The organism is Streptomyces sp. NPDC089799, from assembly GCF_040684755.1.
Lineage (GTDB): Bacteria > Actinomycetota > Actinomycetes > Streptomycetales > Streptomycetaceae > Streptomyces.
The window spans coordinates 1-23,872 of the sequence record NZ_JBFBGR010000005.1 but is presented as its reverse complement, the minus strand read 5'-3'; the positions used below and the strand labels follow the sequence as shown (position 1 = coordinate 23,872).

The window sequence follows — 23,872 nt, the reverse complement described above, 5'->3', positions numbered from 1 at the left end:
CGCCTCACGCCCGGGGCGCACGCCCCTTGGGCTGGCGGGGTTCGGGAGCCTCGGCGGCCGCCGGGACGGGGAGCTCGGCCGGCGCGTCCGTGCTCACCGGGGCCACGGTGCCGTGGTGCACCACGGTGAGGGGCTCGCCCGAGCGCAGCGTGTACCGGGTCGAGTCCTGCCCGATGTCGACGTGCAGCCTGCGCCCCCGCACGCGGACGGTGAACGCCAGCCGGGTCAGGCTGGGCGGCAGCCGCGGGGCGAACCGAAGCGGCGGCTCCGCGTCCCCGCTCCCGGGAGCGGACGGGGGATGGGGCCGGCGCAGACCGCCCAGACCCTGGACCAGGGAGATCCACGTACCGGCGAGCGAAGCCAGGTGCAGGCCGTCGCGGGTGTTGTGTTCGAGGTCGTCCAGGTCCATCAGGGCCGCTTCGCGGGCGTAGGCCCAGGCGAGGTGCAGGTGGCCGGTCTCGGCGGCGAGGACCGCCTGGCAGCAGGCGGAGAGGGAGGAGTCCCGCACGGTCAGCGGCTCGTAGTAGGCGAAGTTGCGGGCCTTCTCCGCGGCCGTGAAGTCGTCCGGGCAGGCGATCATCGCCAGGACCAGATCGGCCTGCTTGACGACCTGTTTGCGGTAGAGGTCGAAGTACGGGAAGTGCAGCAGCAGGGGGTACTGGTCCTCGGCCGTGCCCTCGAAGTCCCACGGCTCCTGGTCGGTGAAGCCCAGGGCCTGCTCGTGCACCTCCAGCCGGTCGTTGTACGGGATCGCCACCCGGGCGGCGGTGTTCCGCCAGTCCGCCGCCTCCTCGGCCCCGACGTCCAGGTCCTGCGCCCGGTCGGGGTACCGGCCCACCGCCTCGGCGGCGGCCAGCAGGTTCAGCCGGGCCATCACATTGGTGTAGAGGTTGTCCCGGGCGATGGCGCTGTACTCGTCCGGGCCGGTCACCCCGTCGATGTGGAAGGTGCCCCCGGCGTCGAAGTGGCCCAGCGACCGCCAGAGGCGCGCCGTGTGCACCAGCAGCTCCAGGCCGGGTCCGCGGCCGAAGTCCTCGTCACCGGTGAGGGTCACGTACCGGGCGACGGATCCGGCGATGTCGGCGTTGACGTGGAAGGCGACGGTGCCGGCGGGCCAGTAGGCGGAGCACTCGGCGCCGCTGATGGTGCGCCAGGGGAACGCGGCGCCCTTGAGGCCGAGCTGCCGGGCCCGCTCCAGTGCGCTGGGCAGCGTCGCGTGCCGCCACCGGAGGGCGGGCGCCACGGCGAGCGGCGCGGTGTGGGTGAGCACGGGCAGCACGAAGGACTCGGTGTCCCAGAAGGCGTGCCCGTCGTAGCCGGTCCCGGTCAGGCCCTTGGCGGCGATGGCGCGCTCCTCGGCCCGCGCGGCGGCCTGGAAGAGGTGGAACAGGGCGAAGCGCACGGCCTGCTGGACCTCCGCGTCCCCCTCCACCTCGACGTCGGCACTGCCCCAGAACTCGTCGAGGCAGGCGCGCTGCTGGTCGAGCAGTCCCTGCCAGCCGGTGTTCCGGGCCGCCGCGAGCGCCCCCTCCACCTGGTCGCGCAGGGCGGGCAGCGACCGTTCCGCGGACCAGCCGTGGGCGACGAACTTGACCAGGGTGAGCCGCTGCCCGGGCGCCAGGTCGGCGGTCACGGTAAGCCGGGCGACGTCGGGCTCGCTCTCCGCCGCCCAGGTGGTGCCCTCAGGCCCGTCCACGAGGTGGTCGGCGGCCACCGCCACCCGCTGCCGGCTCGCGCGGGTGCAGTGGATCAGCCGCAGCCGGGTGTCGCGCGCCTGGTCCTCCTCGGGAAGGAGCGGGGAGTCGACCACGGCGGCCACGCGCGGGTCCCCGGAGAGGCCGGGGAGCTGCTCGTTGGCGACCAGCTCGGACTGCACGGCCACGGTCGCCGGGGCGTCGACCACCTCGACCGTGTACGCGATCGCGGCCACGGCGCGCTGGGTGAGGGACACCAGCCGCCGGGTGGTCAGGCGCACCCTCCGCCCGGAGGGCGTGCACCACTCCACGGTGCGGTCCAGCACTCCGGTGCGGAAGTCCAGAACCCTTTCGTGCGCGACGAGCTCGCCGTAGCGCAGGTCGAAGGGATGGTCGTCGACGAGCAGCCGCACGATCTTCCCGTCGGTGACGTTGATCGTGGTCTGCCCGGACTCCGGATAGCCGTAGCCGGCTTCGGCGTAGGGGAGGGGGTGCGTCTCGTGCACGCCGGCCAGATAGGTGCCGGGCAGCCCGTGCGGTTCGCCCTCGTCGAGGTTGCCGCGCCAGCCGAGGTGGCCGTTGGACAGGGCGAACACGGACTCGCTCTGGGCGAGGACGTCCAGGTCGAGGTTGGTCTCCCGCAGCTGCCAGGGGTCGGTGGCGAAACCGGTGTGGGTGATCATCCGCGGTCCAGCAGTTCGGAGAGGTCGGTGACCACGACGTCGGCCCCGTGGTCGCGCAGTTCGGCCGCCTGGCCGGTGCGGTCGACGCCGACGACGAAGCCGAAGTTCCCGGCCCGGCCGGCGGCTACCCCGGCCAGCGCGTCCTCGAACACGGCGGCGTTCCGCGGGTCGACGCCGAAGAGCTCCGCGGCCGCCAGGTAGCTGTCGGGGGCCGGCTTGCCGTGCAGGTGCTGCTCGGTGACGGTGACGCCGTCGATGCGCTGCTCGAACAGGTCCTCGATGCCGGCCGCGACCAGAACGTCCCGGCAGTTGGCGCTGGCGGAGACGACGGCGCGGTGCAGTCCGGCGTCGCGGACGGCCCGGAGGTAGGCCACCGAGCCGTCGTACGCCTCCACGCCCTGCTCGCGGATCATGCGGAGGACCAGGTTGTTCTTGCGGGTGCCCAGGCCGTGCACCGTCTCCTCCCCGGGGCCGTCCCCCGGGTCGCCCTCGGGCAGGGTGATGCCGCGGGCGGCGAGGAAGGTGCGTACGCCGTCCTCGCGGGGGCGGCCGTCCACGTACTCGTCGTAGTCCTCCACGGGGTCGAAGGGCACGAAGACCTTGCCCTCGTCGGCGGCGCGCCGCCGCAGGTAGTCGTCGAACATCTGTTTCCAGGCGGCTGCGTGGACCTTCGCGGTCTTGGTGAGGACGCCGTCGAGGTCGAACAGGCAGGCGGTGACGTGGTCGGGAAGTCCCAGCATGCCGTCGAGGCTAGGAGCGGTCGGCGCCTCCCGCAGCCCGGGGCGTCGACGGCGGGAGCAGGGTCCCCCGTCCGGATGGGCCGGTGTGGCGTTCGGAGCAGCGCCGCGGCGCCGGCCGGCGCCCGGAGCGGAGGGGTCAGTGCCCGTCGGGGAGGTGCCACCGGTGGGGCGCGGTGACCGCCTTGATGCCGGCCGGTCCCCAGCTGCCCTTTGCGTACGGCTCCACCGGCGGAGGTGCCTCCAGCAGCGGGGCCGCGACCTCCCAGAGCCGTTCGATGCCGTCGGACCGGGTGAAGAGCGACTGGTCGCCGAGCATCGCCTCCAGGATGAGGTGCTCGTACCCCTCCAGGGAGTTCTCGGAGGCGAAGGAGGTGTCGTACCCGAACACCATGTCGGCCTCCTCCAGCCGCATCGCCGGGCCGGGCTCCTTGACGAGGATCCTGAAGGTGAGGGATCCGGGGTCGGCGAAGTCGATGACCAGTGCGTTGGCCCGCCCGGCACCCGCCGCCCGCGCGTCGAGCGGGAACATGCTCAGCGCGGGCTTGCGCAGGCCGAGGGTGACCACGTGCCGGCCCTCGGCCAGCGCCTTGCCCGTGCGCAGCTGGAAGGGCACCCCGGCCCAGCGCCAGTTGTCGATGCCCACGCGCAGCGCGACGAAGGTCTCGGTGTCGGAGGCCGGATCGACCCCGGGCTCGGCGCGGTAGCCGTCGTACTGGCCGCGGACCACGTGCGCCGGGTCCAGCGGCCGCATGCTGCGGAAGACCTTCACCTGCTCGTCCCGGAGCGCCTGTGCCTCCAGGGCCACCGGCGGCTCCATCGCCACGAACCCCAGCAGCTGGAACAGATGGGTGACCACCATGTCCCGGAAGGTGCCGGTGCCCTCGAAGAAGTGGGCGCGGCCCTGGATGTCGATCCGCTCGGGCACGTCGATCTGCACGTGGCTGATGTGATCGCGGTTCCAGATGGGCTCGAACAGCCCGTTGGCGAACCGCAGCGCGAGGATGTTGTCCACCGCTTCCTTGCCCAGGAAGTGGTCGATGCGGAACACCCGGGACTCGTCGAAGACGGCGTGGATGGCCGAGTTGAGCGCGCGCGCCGACGCGAGGTCGGTACCGAACGGCTTCTCGACGATGACCCGGGCGTCCTCGGCCAGCCCGGTGCTCCCGAGCATCCCGATCACGGAGGTGAACGCCACCGGGGGCACGGCGAGGTGGAACAGCCGCCGCGGGGTGCCGCCGACCGCCTGCTCGGCCGTGCGCACCGCCTCCTCCAGCGGCCCGGTGGCGCCCTCGTCGGCCGCACCGAAGGACAGGGTGGACTCGAACTCCTGCCAGGCCGCTCCTTCGGGCTTCGAGCGCCCGAACTCCGCCACGGCCTTCCGCGCGTGCGCCCGGAAGGCCGCGTCGTCCAGGGCCTCGGCCGCCGGGGAGGTCCCCACGATCCGGTAGCGGTGCGGCAGCAGCCCCGCCTTGGCGAGGTGGAACAGCCCGGGCAGCAGCTTGCGCCGGGCCAGGTCGCCCGTCGCGCCGAACAGCACGACGACGTGCTCCGCGGGGCGCGGCGGACGGGAATGCGCGGACTCGGCCATGGCGGACGTCCTTTGCTGGTCGGGCGGTGGGCGGCGGCCGGTCGGCTGCCCGGGCACGCGGAGGCGTCGGGCTAGGAGCCGGCGCCGGTCTGCTTCTCGGCGTGGCCGCCGAACTCGCTGCGCATGGCCGACAGCACCTTGGCGGTGAAGGCGCCCAGGTCGCGGGACTCGTAGCGCTGCCACAGGGACGCGCTGATGACGGGTGCGGGCACGCTCTCCTCGATGGCCGCCAGCAGGGTCCAGCGGCCCTCCCCGGAGTCGGACACCCGGCCGGTGAAGTCGTCCAGCTTCGGGGAGCGGGCGAGGGCGTCGGCGGTCAGGTCGACCAGCCAGGAACCCACCACAGAGCCGCGGCGCCACACCTCGGCGACCTCGGCCACGTCGATCTCGTACCGGTACGCCTCCGGATCGGAGAGCGGCGCCGTCTCGGCGTCGGCGGTACGCGCCTGCAGGCCCGCGTCGGCGTGCCGGATGATGGAGAGGCCCTCCGCGATGGCGGCCATCATCCCGTACTCCACCCCGTTGTGGACCATCTTCACGAAGTGCCCGGCACCGTTCGGGCCGCAGTGCAGGTAGCCCTGCGGAGCGGTGCCGTCCACCCGGGTGCGCCCCGGGGTGGCTTCGGCGCTGCCGGTGCCCGGTGCGATGGTGCGGAAGACCGGGCCGAGCCGTTCGACCGGGCCCGGCTCGCCGCCGATCATCAGGCAGTAGCCGCGTTCGAGGCCCCAGACACCGCCCGAGGTTCCGCAGTCGACGTAGTGGATGCCCCGCTCGGCGAGGCTCTTGGCCCGGCTGATGTCGTCCCGGTAGTAGGAGTTGCCGCCGTCGATCACGATGTCGTCGGGGTCCAGGAGGCCGACGAGCCGGTCGAGGGTCCCCTGGACCACACCGGCCGGCACCATCAGCCACACCGCCCGCGGCCGGTCCAGCCGCTCGACCAGCTCCTCCAGGGAGAGGGCCCCGGTGGCGCCCTCCCGCTCCAGCGCGTGCACGGCATCGGGACTGACGTCGTTGACGACGCAGTGGTGGCCGTCCCGCATGAGCCGGCGCACCAGGTTGGCGCCCATCCGGCCGAGTCCGACCATTCCGAGCTGTACGGGGGCGTCAGAGGTCATCGCCGTTCTTCCGTTCCGGGCCGCCGGTCCGGCGATCCCTCGTCGCGTGGTACCCGCCGTCGCCCGTGCGCGGCGGCGGCCGTACCGCCCTCCAGGGCTTCCCACTGTGCGCGCCCGCCGGAGATCCGGCGCGCGGTGCTCCGCCGACCGGGCGGGCGGGGTTTCCCACAGGGGTGGCGCATGACGCAACCGGCCAGTAATTTACGGCCGTCGAACAGACATCCGGCGACGAAGGGGTGGGCGGACGTGGGACGGTTGCTACGGGTGCTGGGGGCGGGTGCGGCCCTCTGGCTCGCGGTGGCGGGCACGGCCGCCGCCGCTCCGCCGACTGCTCCGCCGGCCGGACAGCCGCCCGCCCCGCCCGCCGCCGGAGCCGCCGCGCCGCGGACGGCCGGCACGGTGCCGCGGACGGCCGGCACGGCGACGGTTCCGGCCTGGCGGCCGCCGCTGTCCACCCGCGGCCGGTACGTCGTGGACGCCGACGGCAACCGCTTCCGGCTCACGGCGGCCAACTGGGACGGTGCCCAGGGCTCCTGGTCGGGCTCCGGGGACATCGGCGACCCCGCCTCCCACCACGCCGGGCAGGACTCCCACGGCATCCCGCTGGGCCTGGACCGGGTCCCGCTGCCCACCCTGCTCGCCGACTTCCACCGCCTGGGCCTGAACAGCGTCCGGCTGCCCTTCTCCAACGAGATGATCCGCACCACCGCACCCGTCCCGGACGCCGCGGTGGCGGCCAACCCGCAGCTGCGCGGCAAGACCCCGCTCCAGGTGTTCGACGCCGTGGTCTCCGCGCTGGCCTCGGAGGGCTTCGCCGTCATCCTCAACAACCACACCAACACCACCCGCTGGTGCTGCGGCGTCGACGGCAACGAACGCTGGAACAGCTCCCAGTCGACCCGCCAGTGGACCGACGACTGGGTGTTCATGGCCCGCCGCTACCGGGCCGAACCCCGCGTGGCCGGCGCCGACCTCTACAACGAGGTCCGCCGGGACGTGTGGGACGACCCCAACTGGGGCCTGGGCGACGCCCACGACTGGCACGCGGCCGCGCAGGAGGCCGCCGACCGCATCCTCACCGAGGCCAACCCCGACCTCCTGGTCGTGATCGAGGGCATCAACTGGACCGGCATCCCCGTGGACGGCTTCGCCCACGGCCGCCCCACGCTCACCCCGGCCCGCATCCTCTCGCACACCCCGCCCGTCCCGGACAAGCTGGTCTACTCGGCGCACTTCTACGGCTACACCGGCCCGCACCACAGCGGCGCCACCGGCCTCGGCGAGACCAGCGACCCCCGCTACCAGGACCTGTCCCGGGACGAACTCCACCAAGTCCTGCGGGACCAGGCGTTCTTCGTCTCCGCCGAGACCGGCCGGCACTTCACGGCCCCCGTCTGGATCAGCGAGTTCGGCATCGGCTCGGACGAGACGAGCGCCAAGCCGCGCGCCTGGTTCGCGAACATGACCGACGAACTGATCGCCGCCGACGCCGACCTCGCGTACTGGCCGCTGGTGGGCTGGGAGGGCCACGACAGCTGGGCCATGCTCCGCTACGCCCCGGACGGCACCCGCTCCGGCCTCCTGGACGCGGGGGACTGGCGCACCCCTGTGTGGAACCGCCTCGCCGCCGCCACGGGCCGCACCGGCACCGTCCCCCGGGAAGCGCAGTGGCGGCAACTCACCACCGACCACCGGGACTTCGTGCAATCCCTCCGGGTCCGTGCCACCGGTGACTGGGACCCCGGAGCCCGCAAGGCCGCCTGCCCGGACGGCCTCCGCCTGACCGGCCTGTCCCACACCGGCGGCCGCGGCCTGTGCACCGACACCGCCACCGGCGACCTCCGCGCCACCGGGCCCGAGCAGACCGTCGTACGCGACGAACGCCACGTGCCGCCCGGCGGCGACTGGGCCGGCGGCTACACCAAACTGCAGTGCCCGCCCGGAGCCTTCCTGATCGGGTACGCCGTCCGCGGTGCCCGCACCTCCTCGGCCCTGTGCGCACCCGCCCGTACGCCCCTGGGAACCGCGGGCCGCACGGTGTGGTTCGACCGGGGCGACAACCGCCCCGCCGCCGACCCCGGCGGCGAGTTCGCCCACGGCCGCCACAAGGGCCAGTGCGCCCCCGACGAATACGCCGCCGGCATCGCCTACACCACCCGCGTCGGAAGCCAGGGCACCCCGGACGCACTGCTCTGCCGCCGGCTGTCCCCCTGAAGCCGCGTCACGCGGAGGCGGAGTGGGGCGCGATGGCGAGGATGGCCACGTCGTCGTGGAGGCCGCGGGCGAAGCGGGGGAGGTCGCAGTTGAGGAAGTCGACGACCTCGGCGGGGCCCGGCGCCGGGCGCCCGGCGAAGCGGCGCCGGAGCCGCTCGACCAGCGGGTAGAACTCGCCCTCGTGGTCGCGGGCCTCCGCCAGCCCGTCCGTGACCAGCAGCAGGACGTCGCCCCGGGCGAACCGGTGGCTCCACGCCACCGGTCCGTCCGCCGCCGCCAGCCCGCCCAGGCCCAGCGGCAGTACCGGCGGTCCTTCCAGTGCCTTCACCTGGCCGCGTGAGATGAGCACCGGCTCCACGTGCCCGTGGTTGGTGAACGTCACCCGGTCCGCCAGGCTGTCGTACTCCATCAGCAGCGCCGTGGCGAAGAGCTCCTCGTCGGGGATCTCCGTGGCCTCCAGCACCAGGCGGCGCTCCAGCCGGGCCGCGACCGTCGGCAGGTCCCCGGCCTCGTACGCGGCCTCGCGGAAACTGCCGAGGATCGCCGCGACCGCCCGCACCGCCTGCAGCCCCTTGCCGCGCACGTCGCCGATGATGGCCCGCTCCCCGCTGTCCGTCACCCGGATGTCGAAGAGGTCGCCGCCCACCATGGTCCCCACCTCGCTGGGCCGGTAGAGACTCGCCGCCAGCACCCGGCCGACCTGGTGCGGAACGGGCCGCAGCAGGGTCCGCATCAGCGCCTCGGCCACGGAGTTGGCGTGGACGAGGTGACGCGCCTGCCGGACGCGGTGCGCGGCGAGCACCGTCGAGAGGAGGCCCACGAGGGCGGTGGCGATGTCGGCGGTGACGTGGTGGTTCTCCCACAGGTGGTGCGCGGTGCTCGCGAGGACGCCCTCCAGGAGGATCGCGAACACGGTGAACGCCGCCACCGCGGCAGGCCCGTACGCGCACGCGACGATCGGGGGCAGGGCGATGAGGAAGAAGCTCACCGCCCACTCCTGCTGGAGCCCCGCCTCCAGCAGCAGGACGACTGCCACGTAGGCGAACGGCAGGCACCGCATCCAGACGGGCGGCTCCACGGGGGTGAAGCCCAGCTCGTCACCGGCCACCACCAGTGACACGTCCGGGCGACGGCGCCGCACCGCCCGCCCTCCGAGCACCCACCGCGGCACCGGCCACCGACGGGACGTGTGCACAGGGCCCTCCTGACGAAAGCGTGACCGACGGTCACAGCGTGCGGAGAGAACGGCCCCGAACCGGCCATTACGCCGATCGCGGCATGTTGCCCCGCGGCCCGGCCCGCCCCTCCGGGCGGTGGAGGTGCCGTGCCCTCCCGGCCGCGGTACGGGTAGTGCATGGCAGAGAAGCAGGACGGTGCGGGCGACCGGGACACCGGGCGGCAGCGGCAGCGGGGCCCCGCCTTCGCCGCGCTCGTGGGAGCCCTGATCGGCGCCTTCGCCGGGCTGACCGGAAGCATGCTGGCCTACTTCGAGGCCAGGGACACCCACCGCTACGAGGCGCAGGCGCGCCGTGCCGACATCCGCCGCGCGGCCTACGTCGATCTCGCCGGGAGCACCAACAAGTTCGTCGAGCAGTCCAGCCGGCTGCTCAACATCAGCCTCGACCCGGCCGAGAGCGAGGGCGACCGCCGCCGCCAGTTCGAGGACCGGTACGCCACGGCCAACACCGACCTGGCCCGGGCCCTCGCCACGGCCCGCCTGGTCACCGGCAGGGACGACCGGCCCGGCCTGGACGACATCGAGACCACCTCCGCCCGGGTGGGAGAGATCGCGACCGGCTGGTACACGAAGGGACCGGCGGGCGCCGACGCCAAGAAGATCGACGCCGAGTTCGGCGAGGCGGTACGGCAGCAGCTCACCGCGCTGGAGACCTTCATGGACAAGGCGGCCGACGAATCACTGTGAGCGCCCGTCCGCCGCACGGGGCGGCAGCCCACCGGAGTGGGCTGCCGATGCACGCCGATGCGTGCCGAAGGCCGCCGCCGAAGCGGCCGGGATCAGCGGCGGTGGTCGTGACGGTGTCCGCGGTCACCCCAGGAGGCGGTGTCGAGGAGGTTCCCGCGCTCGTCGCGGAGGGTGGCGGTGTCGCGCGCGTCCCAGATCAGCCGGCGGCGGTCCTGGTAGACGTCGCGGTCCGTGTCACGGCCGTGGCCGGTGTGGACCCTGACGCTGGAGTGACCGTCCAGACGCAGGTGGTCGAAGCGGTAGCGGTTGCCGTCCCGGTCCGAGAGGGTGAACCCGCGCAGGTTCACCGAGTGCCGGCCGGTGTTCTTCACCTCGACCCATTCGGCGTTCAGGGCCCGGCTGCCGCGGCCGCGTCCCTCGTGCTGGACGTCGCCGATCACGATCGAGGAGTGCCGGCCACGGCGGTCGTGCCGGTCGTCGTCGTGGGCGGCGGCGGGCAGCGCGGCCGCGCCCACCAGGGCGCCGGCGGCGAGGACCGTGGCGAGAAGACGGCGGGTGGTGAAGGAAGCGGACATGCGGATGACTCCTCGGTCGTGCAGCTTGGTTCGGCTCGGCTCGGCTGGGCCCGGACCCGCCGGTCCCGCCCCGGCGGGCGGGGCGGTCTCCGTGCGGTTCCCGGGGTACTGCCGAGGACCCACACTCTGGCGTGCGAACCACCCCATACCGCGCAACTCGCGTGCGTGTTACCCGATGCGGACATTTCGATGACCGTCCCTTGGGTCGACCACGGATCAAGACCGGGTTGACGCAGCGGCCCTCAGCGCTGCGGAAACGGTCCCGCACATCACCGGGAACGCTGGGCCGAACGGGTGCGCGACCGTGTAACAGCCGCTTCGCCGCCCGGTCCGGCGGCAGCACCACATGCGGAACTCCGGCTCCGGGCTCGCCCTAGCGGTCGGACTCCGGTGTGTCCGTGCCGCCGTGGAGACGGCCGGTGCGGCGCAGGCCGGCGGGGGTGGTGCCGTACCAGCGCTGGACGGCCCGCCGCAGGGCGCGCGCGTCGGCGTACCCGCTGCGGGCGGCGATCGCCTCGATGCCGAGGTCCGTACTGCGCAGGAGCTCGGTGATGTGGGCCCGGCGCACGGCCTCCAGCTCGTGCCGCCACGTGGTGGCGTGGTCCTCCAGGCGGCGCTGGAGCGTGCGCGCGCTGAGGTTCATGCGGCGTGCGACGGCCGGCAGGGTCGGGGTGCTCTCGTCGTGGACGGACGCCAGGGCCGTCCGGAACAGGTCCAGCCAGTTGTGCAGGGGTATGGACGAGGCCAGGGTCTGCTCGGCGTGTCTTCGGAGCACGGCGGACAGGCCCGGCTGGGCACGCGGTGCCGGCGCCTTCAGGTCGGCCGCGAGGAAGGTGATCGAGCTGACCGGAGCCTCGAAGCCGATGGTGCGGGTCCCGTACAGCCGTATCAGGGCCTCGTGGCGGCGCGGCGCCCTGGCGGCCAGCGACACGCGGAGCGGAACGAGCTGCCGCTGCGCCGCTTCGCCCAGGCGCCGCTGGTAGACGGCGAGCGAACAGGCGAGGACGGCACAGGCCCCCTCATGGGTCAGATCGGCCTCGTTGGCATGCGCGATGGTGATCTGCCCGCCGTCCTCCGTGATCCGTACGGAGTCCGTGGTCACGTCGGCGATGGTGGCCAGGTGCGCCGCGGCGTCCCGCATCCCTTCGAGCGGAGTGGGAGCGGAGGTGAACAGGTAGTCCCACACCCCGAGACTGCCCATGGGTGCCCCCTGCGCCATCAGCAGCGCCAGCTCGGGCCAGGAGGTGAGCGCCGTCGCCAGTTCGACGATGCGGACGCTGGTGGCCACCGGGGCGCGGCACAGGTCGTCGCCCAGGTGCTCGGGGGCGATGCCCAGCAGGTGCGCGTACCCGTCCGTGGGTACGCCGAGGCTGCGGGCGGCGTTGACGTTCAGACGGGCGAGGGCGGAGGACATCGTCCCCTGGTGAGCATGCGAGACCACAGGGGCTGAGCATAGACGAGCGCCAAGTGCCAGCTCTTCACGGGCCTCTGGCGTGAGATGTCCCCAACACGGCGCGAAAAGTCCCCCGGTGCGGGGCGCGGAGTCCCGGCACGCCCACCGGACCGGTCCGGACGGGCAGGGGGACTGACCAGCGCGATCGGCCGGCCCGGTGGCGCGCGCGGTCCCCCCGCTGGCGCGTGCTGCCCCCGGAAGGGCGCCCTCAGGCCCCATAGCCTGAGATCGTTCCCGCACGACGCGGTCGCCGCCCACGGGCGGCCCGGCGTACGGCCGGAGTCTCCACTCACCTCTGCTCGGGTACGGGGGTCTCGGGGAGGGGAGAGCGGGAAGGGGGGAAGGTCCGCAGCGGCGGCCTCCGGAACACCGGAGGCCCCTGCGGGCCGGGGTCTGTGCGATTGCCCCGCACCACGGGGGAGCGCACAGACCCGGAGGGGGGCTGGGCGGACCGGTACGGCGACTCGCGACCGTGCCGCTCAGGCCGGCGGCGGATGCGTGGCGAGCCAGTGACGTGCGATCTCCTCGCGCGTGGCGAGCCACGCCCCGCCGCGCTGTGCGACGTGCCGCAGGAAGCCGTCGAGCGCACGGATGCGGCCCGGCCGCCCGATGATCCGGCCGTGCAGTCCGACGCTCATCATCCGCGGGCGGTCCGCGCCCTCGGCGTGCAGCGCGTCGAACGTGTCGACGAGGTACGCGAGCATGTCGTCGGCGGTCGTGAAGCCGTGCACGATCAGGAACTTGAAGTCGTTCGCGTCGAGGCTGTACGGCACCACCAGATGCGGCCGCCCGGCGGCCTCGACGTAGAACGGCAGGTCGTCCGAGTAGTCATCGGAGTCGTAGAGGAAGCCGCCCTCCTCGGCCACGAGACGCCGGGTGTGGGCGCTCGTCCGGCCCGTGTACCAGCCGGCCGGACGGCGTCCCACGAGCCGCTCGACGGTGGCGACCGTGCGGGCGATGTCGGCGCGCTCGACCTCCTCGGGCACGTGCCGGTAGTCGATCCAGCGCCCGCCGTGGCCCGCCACTTCCCAGCCGGCGGCGCCCATCGCCCGTGCCGCGTCCGGATTGCGCGCGAGCGCCTGCTCCACGGCGTGGACGGTGAGCGGCGCGCCGTGGGCCGCGAGCGTGCGGTGGACGCGCCAGAACCCGGCGCGCGCACCGTAGGCGAACATCGACTCGGCGTTCAGGTCCCGCCCGCCCACCACCGGCGGTGCGCCGACGATCTCGTGGAGGTAGCCCTCCGAGGCGGGGTCGCCTTCGAGGACGTTCTGCTCGCCGCCCTCCTCGTAGTTCAGGACGAGGCTGACGGCGACGCGGGCACCACCGGGCCAGGCGGCGTGCGGCGGCTCGGCGCCGTAGCCGACGAGGTCGCGCTGATGCCCGTACACGGGCGGAACCCTACCGCCGTCCGTCCGCCGAGTCCTTCGTCGCCGGCGTCGCGTCGTGCTGCGTCACCCGCACCACCCGCACCACCCGCACCAATCGTGGCGCGCCGTCCCGCGTCGCCCGCGCCGCGTCAGTACGTATGCCCCACGTGGGCGAGCGCCTGCTTCAGCAAGACCCCGTGCCCACCGGGCATTTCGTTCTGCACGGCGGGCGAGGCGGCCTCCTGCGGGGTGAACCACACCAGGTCGAGCGCGTCCTGACGGGGCCGGCAGTCGCCGGTCACGGGCACGATGTAGGCGAGGGAGACGGCGTGCTGGCGCGGATCGTGGTACGAGCTGATGCCCGCGGTGGGGAAGTACTCCGCCACGGTGAAGGGCTGGAGGGAGGCGGGGACACGGGGCAGCGCCACCGGGCCGAGGTCCTTCTCCAGGTGCCGCAGCAGTGCGTCACGGATCCGCTCGTGGTGCAGGACGCGGCCGGACACCAGGTTCCGGCTGACCGTTCCGTCCGGACCGATGCGCAGCAGCAGTCCGATGCTCGTCACTTCGCCGCTGTCGTCCACGCGTACGGGAACGGCCTCGACGTACAGGATCGGCATCCGGGCCCGGGCCATTTCCAGTTCGTCCGTGGGAAGCCAGCCGGGCGTGGTTTCGGTCATATCAGCCATCGCGTGATCATACTTTCCGAAGGGGCCGCCCGCAGGCAGCACGCCCCGACTCGCCCACGGCCGACCCGACGACGCGTCGGAACGACCGGTCACACGAACGTGTGCCCATCCGGACTCCTCCTCGAACCATCCCGCACCCGCGAACCGTCCCCGTGCGTCGGACGGCTGAACCGGTGCGGACCGGGGGCGGACCGGGGCATCGTGCTTCGCAGGTTTGAAATCCCCTCAAACCGGCCTGCCGTGGCCCGCCGTGACGTGTTCTCCGCAGGGCCCCGCACCCCACGCGTCCCGGGTGGTGCGGACCGCAGGGACCGGCCGGCCGACGGCATGTGCCACACGGTCGTGTGACCGGCGATGTTGACAAGGTCGGCGGCCCGTGCGACAACAAGGTCACACCCCTTGAGGTCGTCCTTCGACTCTGCCGCCGGAGTCCGCGCTACGGGAAGTACCGCCCGGGCCGAAAGCCCCGCGAAGTCCACCCCGCCGCGACCCAGACCCGCAGCAGCACGACGCAACCCACCTGACTCATGACGATCGGACCCGGACTCGATGCTCACCTCTGCAACCCGTGTGCCCGGCCGGACCTGGACGGTTCGGCTCACCGGCCACGCAGACCACACCGCCTCCGTCACCTGCAGCACCGAAGCCTGCCGCATGCCGCCCCGGTCGAGGGACACCGCGGCCCTGAAGCGCTTCGCCGCCGAACACGCCAAGGCACACGCGCGGCTGGCCACGCCCCGCCCCCACGCGGCCTGCGCCTGCGGGGCCCGGCAGTGCTCCCTCCACGACGACCGCGTCCACTGCTCCGGCACCACGCTCCTGGTCCTGGTGCACAACGCCGCGGTCGGGCAGGTCTGGACCCTGGCCGAGGTGTGCCAGGCCTGCGCCCCGATGATCCCGCACATGTCCGTCGTCGGCCGGGCGCCGGCCGGACCCGCTGCGGCGCCTCCCGCAGGCACCGCCATGGTTCCCGCACCCGCCACGGGCCGCCCGGCCCCGGCCGCGGTCCCGGGAGGCTTCTCTTCCCCCGCCGCCACCGGCGACGACCCCCAGGTCCGGCGCCGCCCGCGCCGGCCCGTACGCCCCCGCCGCTCGTCCTGACCACCCCGCCGCGCTCCTCCCCGGGCCGCACGGCCGCCCCGGGCCGCCCGACCGCCCCGGCCCGTGGACCGGCCCGGCCGTCGCGCCCCGTCCACGGCACCGGTGTGGCCCGCCCCGGCGACCCCGCCGCGGGTGGCACAGTGGGGGTATGTGCGGTCGCTATGCCTCGACCCGGGCCCCGGACGACCTCTCCGGGCTCTTCGACGCGCGCCCCGAGGGCGGTCGGGACGCGCCGGGCCCCTCGTGGAACGTGGCTCCGACCGACCCGGTGTGGGCGGTGCTGGAGCGTGCCGACCGGAAGTCGGGCGAGGTGGTCCGGCAGCTGAGGCCCGTGCGGTGGGGGCTGGTGCCGTCCTGGGCCAAGGACCCGTCCGTGGGCTCCCGGATGATCAACGCGCGGGTGGAGACGGTGCACGAGAAGCCCGCCTTCCGGCGGGCCTTCGGCCGGCGCCGCTGCCTGCTGCCCGCGGACGGCTTCTACGAGTGGGTGACCGTACCCGCTACCGCGCAGACCAGGGCGTACAAGCAGCCGTACTTCATCCGCCCCGAGGACCGGGGCGTGATGGCGATGGCCGGGCTGTACGAGTTCTGGCGCGATCCGGCCGTGGCCGACGACGAGGATCCGGCGGCCTGGCTGACCAGCGCCACCATCATCACCACCGAGGCCACCGACGCGGCCGGACGCATCCACCCCCGCATGCCCCTGGCCCTCGACCCCGGTGACTACGCCCGCTGGCTGGACCCCGTCAACGAGCACGCCGCCGGCCTGCGGGCCCTCCTCCACACACCGGCCGACGGCCGCCTGACCGCCACCGCGGTCAGCACGGCCGTCAACAGCGTCCGCAACAACGGACCCCACCTGCTCGACCCGCTGCCGGCCTGAGAGCCGTCACCGCGCCTTCGGCATCGCCGTCCGCAGGAGTGCCCGGCCGGCCGGCTCAGACGGGTGTGAACACGTCCTCCAGGGCATCGAGGACGAACCCGTTGTCGAGGCGGACGCGGACCGTCACGCGCGGCCTGCGCTGCCGGTGAGCCGTCCACTCGGCTTCCAGGGCGCCGACCTGCTCCTCGAGCTGCTTCCTGCTTCCCGGGGGCATCTGGTGGCCGAAGTCGTCCAGGAGCGACTTGAGCCGCACGTACTCCCGGACCTCGATGCTCTCCTGCTCCTCCCGGATCCCGTGGACCCGCTCCACGGTGCCCTCGGTGCCCGCCCCCAGGGACAGCGACCCCACGGCGGCATCCGGGTGCTCCCGGTCCTCGGGGGAGTGGCCGGCCGGGACGAGCGATCCGGCCAGGAGGAGGTCCGCCGCCAGCTTCACCCGCCGGCCCTCTGTCAACGTCATCGATCCACGATCCATCTCTGCTGTCGGTCCGGCCGTGACCGCACACCGGGGCGGGCGGCAGGCCGTTCCCGCCATTATTCCGCCCGGCGGACAGCCCGGTCGGACCGGACAGCCCGGTCGGTGCCGTCGGCCCGTTCCGCCGGTACCGATCCCGACGCACGCAGGGCGACCTCCAGTTCGAACCGGGCCCCGGGTGTCAGGAGGGCTTCCCCGAAGAGTTCCTGCACCCGGCGCAGCCGCTGACGTGCGGTCTGCGCATGGACCCGCAGGCGCGCCGCCACCTCGGGCGCGGTGCCGTGGTCCGACTGCAGCCAGGCCAGCAGTGTCGCCGAGAGCCGTTCGCGCTGCTTGGCCGACAGGCCGGCCAGTGGTGCGAGCCGCCGTTCGGCGATCAGCGCGACGAGCGGACGGTCGGCGAGGAGCAGCAGGTCCGCGAGCCGGTCGCGTCCGTCCAACGGCTCGGCGTACTGCCCGACGTCCGGGCCGGCGTACTGCCCGGCATCCGGCTCGGCCCCCGGCTCGGCGTACGTCGCGGACCGTACGCCGGCCCGCTCGGGGGAGTGGGCGCGCAGGGTGCGGGCCCAGCGCAGCGACCGCGCGGCCCGGTTCCAGGGCACCGGCGGACCGATCACCGCACCCCGGCCCCGAAGCGCCTCCAGCACCTGCCGGTCATGGAGCAACAACTCCCCTTCGGGGAGCAGGAGATGGCCCTCCGGCGGCTCGAAGTCGGCGAGGACCGCCTCCGGCAGCCGGGGCGGTCGCGGCCGGCCGGCGGGCAGCGGGTCCAGCGCCACGCACACCACGCGCTCCGGCAGCTCCCAGTCGGCCGCCTCGGCCGCGTGCCGGACCTCGTCCTCCGACGCCCCGTCCAGCAGGGCCCGCAGCAGATGGTGCCGCGCGCGGCCCAGCGCCCCCGCGCGGTCGGTCCGCGCCTCGACGAACCCCTGCACACTGGCGGCCGCGATCTCGTCGATGTGGGCGAACACCGCCTCCGCGAGGGTCACCAGCGGCTCCGGCCCCAGCCCGTGGCGCCGTGCCACGCGCGCGTAGCGCCGCCAGGCGACCCGGGCGCCGAGCCGGTACGCCGCCTGCAACGCGTCCAGGCTGCGGCCCTCGGTGAGCTCGCCGCGGCCGAGCGAGCGGTAGATCCGCAGCCGCTCCGGGTCGAGGCCGCCGGCGTTCTCGACCCGGTCGGCGAACTCCGCGAGTGCGGTCTCCACCCCCTTCTGGATTCCCGCCCCGAATTGCCCCGAGAGGGGGCGCGAGAATTCCGGGATGGCCGCCCTGATCTCCCTGATGATCTCGGCTGCGAGGCTTTTCTCCTCGGCCCTCAGCTCTTTCGAGAACTGTCGCGGAAGGGTCCCCCAAGGTCCAGGCACAGCAGGGAGTATCCGGTGAAGTTACCGGCGAGTCAATGGGTTTGGCGTGCACGTCCCCGCCCCAACTGTCACTCCGGGGCCCGCGCGACGCTCACGCCCGTGACAGTTTCCCCGTCCCCGTTCGGAAAACAATGGCACCCGCCCGGAGTATTTCCCCGAGCCTTGTGCCGTGCGTTGACGACGCCGCCGGGGCCCACCTAGCTTCGGCATCCGTCCGCCGGACGCCAGGGAATTCCGGCGGGAATCGAAAGGTGTGAATGATGCGATTGACGCGAGCACGGGCGCTCGCCGTCGCGGCGCTCACCGCGGCCGGCCTCATGACCGCCGGAGCACAGCCGGCGGCCGCCACCCCCTCGCACCCGGTGGAGTACTCCTTCGCCGCCGGGTTCGTGAAGGGCTTCGCCAGTCCCGGAACGGCACCCCCCGGGGCGAACGACTGGTCCTGCCGCCCCGGCGCCGCCCATCCCAACCCGGTCGTCCTGGTGCACGGCACCTTGGAGAACATGAACGACTACTGGCGCGGCGCGGCCCCACTGCTCGCCAACGCCGGCTACTGCGTCTACGCGTTCGACTACGGTGCTCCCGCCGGCTCCCCGGTCCAGGGAACCGGTCCCATCGCCGACTCGGCCCGCGACCTGTCCGACTTCGTCGACCGGGTCCTCGCCGCCACCGGTGCCCCCGAGGCCGACCTCGTCGGGCACTCCCAGGGCGGCGGACTCCTGCCCCGCTACTACCTGAAGAACCTCGGCGGAGCCACCAAGGTGGGCAGGCTCGTCGGCATCGCTCCCAACAACCAGGGCACCACCCTGTCCGGCATCACCGAACTCGGCCGTACGCTCCACATCCTGGAGCCGGCGAACGCCCTCCTCGACACCACCTGCGCCGCCTGCGTCGAGCAGGAGACCGGGTCGCGCTTCCTCGCCGAGCTCAACGAGGGCGGCATGACCGTCCCGGGTGTCGAGTACACCGTCATCGCCACGCGCCACGACGAGGTGGTCACCCCGTACGCCAACGCCTTCCTGCCGTCCGGACCACACGTCACCAACATCACCGTGCAGGACCGGTGCGCGCTCGACGCCACCGACCACCTGGAGATCGGCTACGACCCGGTCGCCCTGACCCACGTGCTCAACGCACTCGACCCCGCCCACCCGCGCGAGATCCCGTGCCGGGTGGTCCTCCCTCTCCTCGGCCCGCTCCTCTGACGCTGCCGCCCCCCGACCGGTCCCGCCCGGCGCGCTCCTCCCCGCGCGCCGGGCACCCCGCCTGGGCTGCACGGCCGGCGGGACGGCGCGGGCGGGCCGCTCGGGGCCTACGCCGGCCCGCCCCGGGCGTCGGCCGCAGCCGTCAGGGCCGCGACGAAGGGGGCCGCGTACGGGTGGGGGCGGCTCCGGCGCGGAGTGGCCGCTCCGATGTACCGGGCCGGGCGTGGAGGTTCCACGTCGATCACGGCGAGCCCGGGGGCCGCGTCCAGCGAGACCTTCGGTACCAGCGAGACCCCCACACCGGCCGCGACCAGGCTCTGGGCGAAGAAGTAGTCCGTGGTGGAGGCCGCCACACGGAGTTCGAAGCCGGCCCGCTCCGCGTGGCGGCGCAGGTACGCCTCCGTCTTCAGGCAGCCCAGCACCCACCGTTCCGCGGAGAGTTCCCCGAGGCCGACGGCACCGCGCCCGGCCAGCCGGTGGCCGCGGGGCAGGACGACCGACAGCGGGTCGTCCATCAGCGGGGTCCACTCGATGCCCGGCCGCTCGCCCGGCCGGACCGGCAGCGGCCCGTCGAACCGGTAGGTGAGCGCGAGGTCCGCCTCGCCGCGCCGGACCATCGGCAGGGCCGTCTCCGGTTCGCTCTCCCGCACCGTCAGTTCCACCTCGGGGTGGACGGCGACGAACCGGGCCAGGGCTCCGGGCAGCAGGAAACGGCCGCCGCTGGTGAAGGTGGCGACGGTGAGCCGGGGCCGTGACGCGCCCAGCCGGTCGATCTGGTGCCGTACGTGGTCGAGTTCGGCCGAAATGGTCTCGGCGGCCTCCACCAGCAGCCGGCCGGGTTCGGTCAGGGTCACCCCGCGGGTGCTGCGGATCGCCACCGGCTGCCCCAGGGAACGCTCCAGCACGGCGATGTGCTGGGAGACGGCCGAAGGGGTCAACAGGAGCGCCGCGGCGGCCCGGTTGAAGCTGCCGTGTTCGGCGACGGCCCGCAGAACGCGCAGCCGCTGCACGTCGATCATCAGTTTTCCTTCATACCCGTTCAGTCAGTGATCAGTTCTGCCGGTGACGTTATCGCGGCAGAGTCGGGGCATGCGAAACATATGTGTGATCGGCGGAAGCCGGTACTTCGGCAGGCACCTGGTCGAACTGCTCCGCGACGCGGGCGCGCGGGTGACGGTGGTGAACCGCGGCTCGGCCCCCGTACCGGAGGGGGTGACCCACGTGGTCGCCGACCGGGACGACGAGCGGCAGTTGCGCGCCGCGCTCGGCTCCCGCACCTTCGACGTGGTCATCGACCAGGTCCTCTACACCCCGGCGCAGGCCGCCGTCGCCCGCGGGGTGTTCGCGGGCCGGACCGGACGCTACGTGATGACCTCGACGATGGAGGTCTACGACCCGGCGACCTTCCCCGAGACCTTCCCCGAGACCTTCCCCCAGAGTCTCCCGGCGGCCTTCCCGGCGGCCCTTCCGGCCGCCCCCGCAGCCGGGCTGCTGCGCACCGAGGACGTCCTCGATCCGGTCGGCCGGCCCGTCCCCGGTGTCCCGGCCGGCGCCGACGAGGCCACGGCGTACGCGGAGGGCAAGCGGCAGGCCGAGAGCGTGCTCCTGACCGATCCCCTCTTCCCCACCGCCGTGGTGCGCACCGCCCACGTCCTGGGCGGCGGACGGGCCGACTTCACCGGCCGGCTGGCCCACTACGCCGACCGTATCTCCGCCGGCCTGCCGGTCCTGGCCCACCGGTCCGCGTACCCGACCTCCTTCATCCACCACCGGGAGATCGCCGACTTCCTGCACTGGACGGCCGGGTCCCCGTTCACCGGACCGGTCAACGCCTGCTCCCACGGCGCGCTGGACGTCGCAGGGCTCAGCGGACTCGTCGGCGACCGCGCCGGGCGCCGCCCCCGTTTCTCCTACGTGGACTCGGGGAGCGCCGCGTCCCCGTTCTCCTTCGACCGTTCCTACGCCATGGACAACGCGCGGGCGACCCGCCTCGGCTTCACCTTCGGCCATGTCACCGACTGGCTGCCGCAGGCCGTCGACGAGGCCCTCGGAGGGGCCGCGGGCGAGTCCCTCGGGGGAGGTCACCGATGAGCACCGCACGCCGCATCGGCGGAACACGGGTGTCCGCGATCGGGCTGGGCGCCATGCCGCTGTCCGTGGAGGGCAGGCCCGACCCCGAACGCGCCCTCGCCACCCTGCACGCCGCGCTGGACGCGGGCGTCACCCTGCTGGACACGGCCGACTCGTACCACTGGCACGCCGGAGAGACGGGCCACAACGAGCTGCTGATCGCCCGCGCGCTCGCCGAGCGCGGCCCGGACCGCGACTCCGTGCTGGTGGCCACCAAGGGCGGCCGAGGCCGGCCCGGCGACGGCTCCTGGACGGTGGACGGCCGCCCCGACCACCTCAGGCGCGCCTGCGAAGGATCGCTGCGCCGCCTCGGGACCGAGACGATCGGCCTGTACCAGCTGCACAAGCCGGACCCGGAGGTGCCCTGGGCGGAATCGGTGGGCACCCTGCGCGAGCTGGCCGAGGAGGGCAAGATCCGTGCCGCCGGCATCTCCAACGTGTCCGTCGAACAGCTCGACCAGGCCCGGGACATCCTCGGCGACCTGCTGGTCTCGGTGCAGAACCAGTACTCCCCGGCCGTCCGCGACAGCGAACCCCAGCTGCGCCGCTGTGCGGAACTGGGCCTGGCCTTCCTGCCCTGGAGCCCGCTCGGCGGCATTTCGCGCAGCGCACTGGACGGTCCGTCGGGGCCGGCCCCGTCCGGCACGGCCTTCCACCGGGTCGCGGCGGAACACGGGGTCAGCCCCCAACGGGTCTGCCTGGCCTGGCTGCTCTCCCGCGCCCCGGTCGTGATCCCGATCCCCGGAGCGAGTCGCCCCCATTCCGCGCGGGACTCGGCAGCCGCCGCCGATCTGACCCTCACGTCGGGCCAGCTCGCCCGCCTCAATGCGTGAGCCGGTCCCCCTGTCGGCTCAGCAGAGCCCTTCCCGGATGGCGTACTGCCGACGGAACCACCCTAATTGGGGCTAGGCGTGCACTTCACGCGCTCGAAGAGAAGAGATCACCACGGACGCCCGACGGCGGTCCGTGAACGGAGCTGGCTATGAGCCCCAACCCCTTCAACATCCCTGCCGCAGACGACTTCGGCCAACAGCCGGCCGGTCACCCCCCGGTGCCTTCCGGCCCCTCCCACCCCGTACACCCCCTCGCCCCGCCCCCACCACAGCCCGCCGCGTCGTCAGCACTGCCCGCACGGGCGCCGGCATCCGCGGAGGTGCACGCATCCGCAGCGGTGGTGTCCGGAGCCGCGGCAGCGCGCGAAGCCGCACCGCAGGCCCCACCACCGGCCGCAGCACTCGCAGCACCCGCAGCACCCGAGGCCCCCGGGGCGCCACTGGGCACAGGACAAGCCGCACCGGAAACCGGATCGGTGGCCGCATCGGTGGCCGGACCGGTGGGTTCACCGGAAACGGGATCGGTGCCGGGAGCGATCGCCGCCGAGGTGTCGGCGGCCGCCGAAGGCGGCGACGCCGCGATACTCACCCTCCTGAGGACGGCGGCGGCCGAACGCCCGCTGGAAGAGGTCGCCTCGCTCGTCGTCCTCCTGACGCGCACCGGACGGGTGACCAGCGCCGCCGACATGGCGCTGCGCGCCGCGGCGGTGTCCAGACCACTGGAGGAAGTACGGGAACTGGTGGCGCGCCTCAACGCCTCCGGGGTGGACCTCCACCAGGCCGAAACCACCCTCCGTGCCATCGCCGTCGGCAGGCCCATCGACGACGTCGTGGAATTCGTCTCCCTCCTGGAGGACGACAGCAGCGACTGGGACCCCTCCGCCGCCGGGCACGAGCCGAACGCGGTGGGCGAGGGGCGGCGGACCGCCCGGCACGAGGCCCCGGGGGTGCCGGACTCCCCGGCGGCGGCCCCGGCACACCCGCCGGAGACGGTCCGCCACGGCGTCCCGGCGGAGGCGGACGGGAACGGGGACGCCGCGCCGTCCGCGGTGCACGCGTGGCTGCGCCGGTCCGCGGTCGTCCTGCTCTTCGTCTGCGCACTCGGCCACCTGCCGTCGGATCCCGGCACGGCGTTCGGGGAGGGTCTCGCGGTCCTGCTGCCCGCGGCCGTCGCCGCGCTCTGCCTGCCGGCCGGAGTGTGGCTCGCGGTGCGGGAGACCCCGATCGGCTGGGCCGTGGCCGCGTCCCTCGCCTCCGGGATCATCATCCTGCACATCCTCGACGGTGTGCGCGGCGCCGGCTTCCTGGAGGGCAGCGTGGCCGCCGGTTCCCCCTGGGCGGCGGCGATCGCGCTGCTCGGCGCCGCGGCCCTGCTCACCCTGGCCGCATCGGCCCTGTGGCGCCGCTCGATGGCGTCCACCGGGCAGTACGAGGCCTGACGTCTGAGGTCTGAGGTCTGAGTCTGACGGCTTGAAGGGCCGGTTCGCCGGCGTACGTCGACGGCCTCCCGGTCCTGCGGGGCCGGCCCGCCCGCAAGGGCCGGGCCGGCCCCGCACGGCGTACGCAAGCGGGGCGCGAGGTGGTGAGGAGCGAGGGGGAGGGGGAGGGTGAGTCGCTCCGCGGTCACCTGACTTCTCCCAGGATGCCCCGGCCTTCAGGCCGGGGAGGAATGGGTCCTTGGAGCGGAGCGGCGTAGCGGCGGAGTTCTCTGCACATCTGGTCTGACCTGTGCTTTCTCGGACTGTCAGTGGGGTCGAATAGTTTGATCACCATGACGACCGCAATAGCCGATACGGCCGGGCACGCCCGGTACACGTACCGGCTTCGCGTGTCCGCGACTGC

Annotated in this window: 20 protein-coding genes; 8 read left to right on the top strand and 12 right to left on the bottom strand. The window is 73.7% G+C overall.

The annotated features are described in order from the left end of the window. Nucleotides 1-4: 4 nt before the first annotated feature. The 4 genes from AB0O36_RS06160 to gnd all read right to left on the bottom strand — a co-directional run bounded on the left by AB0O36_RS06160 (nt 5) and on the right by gnd (nt 5,820). Nucleotides 5-2,377 carry a glycosyl hydrolase family 65 protein gene (locus AB0O36_RS06160; protein WP_365104775.1) on the bottom strand — a complete coding sequence of 791 codons (2,373 nt, stop codon included), beginning with the start codon at nt 2,375-2,377 and terminating at the stop codon, nt 5-7. Beyond that, nucleotides 2,374-3,117 (bottom strand): beta-phosphoglucomutase family hydrolase, encoded by a 744-nt coding sequence (locus AB0O36_RS06155; protein WP_365104773.1) that lies wholly within the window; start codon nt 3,115-3,117, stop codon nt 2,374-2,376. Before AB0O36_RS06155 ends, AB0O36_RS06160 begins: the two co-directional genes overlap by 4 nt. Nucleotides 3,118-3,253: 136 nt before the next feature. Beyond that, complete coding sequence (zwf, locus tag AB0O36_RS06150) at nt 3,254-4,705, bottom strand: glucose-6-phosphate dehydrogenase (protein WP_365104770.1); 1,452 nt, start codon at nt 4,703-4,705, stop codon at nt 3,254-3,256. Nucleotides 4,706-4,776: 71 nt separating this feature from the next. Then, a complete protein-coding gene (gene gnd / locus AB0O36_RS06145; protein ID WP_365104767.1) occupies nt 4,777-5,820 on the bottom strand; it encodes a phosphogluconate dehydrogenase (NAD(+)-dependent, decarboxylating) in 1,044 nt (347 codons plus the stop codon). Nucleotides 5,821-6,066: 246 nt separating this feature from the next. Between gnd and AB0O36_RS06140 the strand changes: the two genes are divergently transcribed. After that, nucleotides 6,067-8,034: a cellulase family glycosylhydrolase gene (locus AB0O36_RS06140; protein ID WP_365104764.1), complete on the top strand. Its 1,968-nt coding sequence runs from the start codon at nt 6,067-6,069 to the stop codon at nt 8,032-8,034. A 7-nt stretch (nt 8,035-8,041) separates the two neighbouring features. Here AB0O36_RS06140 and AB0O36_RS06135 read toward each other — a convergent pair whose 3' ends face one another. Beyond that, nucleotides 8,042-9,229 (bottom strand): PP2C family protein-serine/threonine phosphatase, encoded by a 1,188-nt coding sequence (locus AB0O36_RS06135; protein WP_365104762.1) that lies wholly within the window; start codon nt 9,227-9,229, stop codon nt 8,042-8,044. A gap of 159 nt (nt 9,230-9,388) precedes the next feature. Between AB0O36_RS06135 and AB0O36_RS06130 the strand changes: the two genes are divergently transcribed. Continuing rightward, entirely contained in the window at nt 9,389-9,958 is a 570-nt protein-coding gene (locus tag AB0O36_RS06130; RefSeq protein ID WP_365104759.1) for a hypothetical protein, read from the top strand. Nucleotides 9,959-10,050: 92 nt separating this feature from the next. Here the strand turns inward: AB0O36_RS06130 and AB0O36_RS06125 are convergent, their stop codons facing one another. From AB0O36_RS06125 to AB0O36_RS06110, 4 genes are all read right to left on the bottom strand, one after another. Further along, entirely contained in the window at nt 10,051-10,533 is a 483-nt protein-coding gene (locus AB0O36_RS06125; RefSeq protein ID WP_365104756.1) for a lamin tail domain-containing protein, read from the bottom strand. Between the two features lie 373 nt (nt 10,534-10,906). Next, a complete protein-coding gene (locus tag AB0O36_RS06120) occupies nt 10,907-11,974 on the bottom strand; it encodes an AraC family transcriptional regulator ligand-binding domain-containing protein (RefSeq protein WP_365104753.1) in 1,068 nt (355 codons plus the stop codon). 491 nt (nt 11,975-12,465) lie between these two features. After that, the gene (gene puuE / locus AB0O36_RS06115; RefSeq protein WP_365104750.1) at nt 12,466-13,374 is read right to left on the bottom strand and encodes an allantoinase PuuE; all 909 of its coding nucleotides are present in this window, start codon (nt 13,372-13,374) and stop codon (nt 12,466-12,468) included. Between the two features lie 128 nt (nt 13,375-13,502). Beyond that, on the bottom strand, nt 13,503-14,039 hold the full coding sequence (locus tag AB0O36_RS06110) for an NUDIX hydrolase family protein (protein WP_365104747.1): 537 nt from the start codon (nt 14,037-14,039) through the stop codon (nt 13,503-13,505). A 549-nt stretch (nt 14,040-14,588) separates the two neighbouring features. Between AB0O36_RS06110 and AB0O36_RS06105 the strand changes: the two genes are divergently transcribed. Further along, nucleotides 14,589-15,140 (top strand): hypothetical protein, encoded by a 552-nt coding sequence (locus tag AB0O36_RS06105; protein WP_365104744.1) that lies wholly within the window; start codon nt 14,589-14,591, stop codon nt 15,138-15,140. A gap of 148 nt (nt 15,141-15,288) precedes the next feature. Next, nucleotides 15,289-16,023, top strand: a complete 735-nt coding sequence (locus tag AB0O36_RS06100) for an SOS response-associated peptidase (protein ID WP_365104741.1) — start codon at nt 15,289-15,291, stop codon at nt 16,021-16,023. Nucleotides 16,024-16,078: 55 nt separating this feature from the next. On the opposite strand, the gene AB0O36_RS06095 is transcribed toward AB0O36_RS06100, so the two are convergent. Together AB0O36_RS06095 and AB0O36_RS06090 are read right to left on the bottom strand one after the other, a co-directional pair. Next, entirely contained in the window at nt 16,079-16,483 is a 405-nt protein-coding gene (locus tag AB0O36_RS06095) for a hypothetical protein (RefSeq protein ID WP_365104739.1), read from the bottom strand. A gap of 74 nt (nt 16,484-16,557) precedes the next feature. Further along, nucleotides 16,558-17,703 (bottom strand): helix-turn-helix domain-containing protein, encoded by a 1,146-nt coding sequence (locus tag AB0O36_RS06090; protein WP_365104737.1) that lies wholly within the window; start codon nt 17,701-17,703, stop codon nt 16,558-16,560. A 416-nt stretch (nt 17,704-18,119) separates the two neighbouring features. Here AB0O36_RS06090 and AB0O36_RS06085 point away from each other — a divergent pair, with 416 nt between their 5' ends. Continuing rightward, nucleotides 18,120-19,067: an alpha/beta fold hydrolase gene (locus tag AB0O36_RS06085; protein WP_365104735.1), complete on the top strand. Its 948-nt coding sequence runs from the start codon at nt 18,120-18,122 to the stop codon at nt 19,065-19,067. A gap of 107 nt (nt 19,068-19,174) precedes the next feature. On the opposite strand, the gene AB0O36_RS06080 is transcribed toward AB0O36_RS06085, so the two are convergent. Then, a complete protein-coding gene (locus tag AB0O36_RS06080) occupies nt 19,175-20,086 on the bottom strand; it encodes a LysR family transcriptional regulator (RefSeq protein WP_365104732.1) in 912 nt (303 codons plus the stop codon). A gap of 70 nt (nt 20,087-20,156) precedes the next feature. Here AB0O36_RS06080 and AB0O36_RS06075 point away from each other — a divergent pair, with 70 nt between their 5' ends. The 3 genes from AB0O36_RS06075 (at nt 20,157) to AB0O36_RS06065 (ending at nt 23,469) form a co-directional block, all read left to right on the top strand. After that, nucleotides 20,157-21,158 carry an NAD-dependent epimerase/dehydratase family protein gene (locus AB0O36_RS06075; RefSeq protein ID WP_365104730.1) on the top strand — a complete coding sequence of 334 codons (1,002 nt, stop codon included), beginning with the start codon at nt 20,157-20,159 and terminating at the stop codon, nt 21,156-21,158. Continuing rightward, nucleotides 21,155-22,030, top strand: coding sequence for an aldo/keto reductase (locus AB0O36_RS06070; RefSeq protein ID WP_365104728.1), 876 nt, complete (start codon nt 21,155-21,157; stop codon nt 22,028-22,030). The genes AB0O36_RS06075 and AB0O36_RS06070 overlap by 4 nt, the downstream gene beginning before the upstream one ends. 524 nt (nt 22,031-22,554) lie before the next feature. Continuing rightward, nucleotides 22,555-23,469, top strand: a complete 915-nt coding sequence (locus AB0O36_RS06065) for a hypothetical protein (protein ID WP_365104725.1) — start codon at nt 22,555-22,557, stop codon at nt 23,467-23,469. Nucleotides 23,470-23,872: the final 403 nt, after the last annotated feature.